General features: G+C 58.3%; 1 protein-coding gene and 1 pseudogene. One reads left to right on the top strand and one right to left on the bottom strand.

Features of this window, described 5'->3' with window-relative positions:
• Positions 1–265: pseudogene (locus MJD61_20555) on the top strand (IS3 family transposase).
• Between the two features lie 126 nt (positions 266–391).
• Here MJD61_20555 and MJD61_20550 read toward each other — a convergent pair.
• On the bottom strand, positions 392–1,108 hold the full coding sequence (locus MJD61_20550; GenBank protein MCG8557654.1) for a hypothetical protein: 717 nt from the start codon (positions 1,106–1,108) through the stop codon (positions 392–394).
• Positions 1,109–1,483 lie beyond the last annotated feature (375 nt).

The raw sequence follows: 1,483 nt of genomic DNA, 5'->3' as shown, positions 1-1,483 counted from the left end.
GTTTTTCGGCAGCCGCAAGATGGTCCAGGTCCTCAAAGCAGAGGGCCGGGAAGTCAACCGCAAGCGGATCCAGCGGCTGATGCGTGTGATGGATTTGGAAGGCATGGCCCCGAAGCCCAACACCAGCAAGCCAGCGCCGGACCATCCAGTTTTCCCGTATTTGCTGCGGAACCTGAAGGTCTCGCGGCCGAACCAGGTGTGGGCCGCGGACATCACCTACATCGCGATGGCGCGCGGCTTCGCGTATCTGGTCGCGATCATGGACTGATACACAGACCGTTCACAGGTTACGAGTCTCCCCCCCGGACCCCCCCTCACAGGAAGCTCCCTTCGGTCGCTTCCGGCCCAATATGACGACGATGATGATGGTCAAACCTCCAGCAGGAACTACCTAACCTGGTCCCGAGAACTCCAAAAGGTAACTGACGTCCGAAATCGTTTCCCCGGAACGGTCCCGCCGTATTCGAAGTGCTACGTCATAACTCACGCCGTCACCCTGTATTAGGAGACATTGCCAATGCTTGACCCTTCCCAGCAGTCTTCGCAGAGGTCGGCTGGTTTCTGAACACGGCAGCGTGACTCTTTCCCAGGCATCAAGAGTAGCAAGCTTTGCACTATTGACTAGGAGTGCTTCCTTCTCTATTAGGCACTTGCTCAATTTCGCTGCACCTTCTGTATCCTTGGCAACGGAATCGCATGGATGTGGTTTGCCGGCGCTCGTTACTCGAAAGGGAATGGAGCAAAGCGCGCTGAGCTTTGCGGCGTTTCCCTTTGCCATAGCGTGCAGCCAGCGTTGAGCGACCGGCCAGTCTTTCTCCTTCGGCACAGGCGGAAGGACTTGTTCCGCGCTTGCGGTCACTTGTGGTGACTGCTCACCGGTACTCTTCTTAGTTTGGTTCTCTTCCTCGACTACAGGCGGATCCGGCACCTTCGGCTTGACCTGAGCCGATGACTCGTTGTGTTCGTCTGCTGGCTTCACGGCAGTCTCGCCGCCGCGGTCGCATGAGAGGTTCAGAATCGTCCAGAGCGCGCAAGCCGATATCCATCCAAGCTCCTTCACGACGACACTCACAGCGGAAAGAAGCCAACGTTGAACGACCAGTGCCATGGTTCCCTGTGATAAGGGTTGAAGCCAAAATGGCCGGCGTTTCGTTGAAGCCATTGGAACGCCGGGCTCTGCCTAAGCACACTTGCGTTGCCTGACTTGGTGGGACCTCTAACCGTTGGATCCAGGATAAGGTCGACCGCTCTTCCTGTATGATGTTCCGTCCTTCCTGGGGGGGCTACCCAACGTCTCGCGGTCCTTGCGTCCCCGTACCTTGCCAATGCAGCATTCCAGGCCACTGTTTGGTCGGCCACCGACCGATACGCGGAGGTAAGCGTCAACGACCTGCTCACATTGAGTCCATCGGCCGCCGCTGCCTCCCGCATCGAGCGCAAGGCCGTGGCTGTGTCGGCAGTGAGCTGGAATCTCCGGCCGCCG

The sequence above is a fragment of the Pseudomonadota bacterium genome (assembly GCA_022361155.1).
In the GTDB taxonomy this organism is placed as follows: Bacteria; Myxococcota_A; Polyangia; order Polyangiales; family JAKSBK01; genus JAKSBK01.
Note: the sequence above shows the minus strand (reverse complement) of the source record. Positions and strands in the feature narration are given on the sequence as shown.

Bases quoted from the DNA above. Each gene is read 5' to 3' on its own strand.
- MJD61_20550 (MCG8557654.1), bottom strand. From the start codon at position 1,108: ATGGCACTGGTCGTTCAACGTTGGCTTCTTTCCGCTGTGAGTGTCGTC.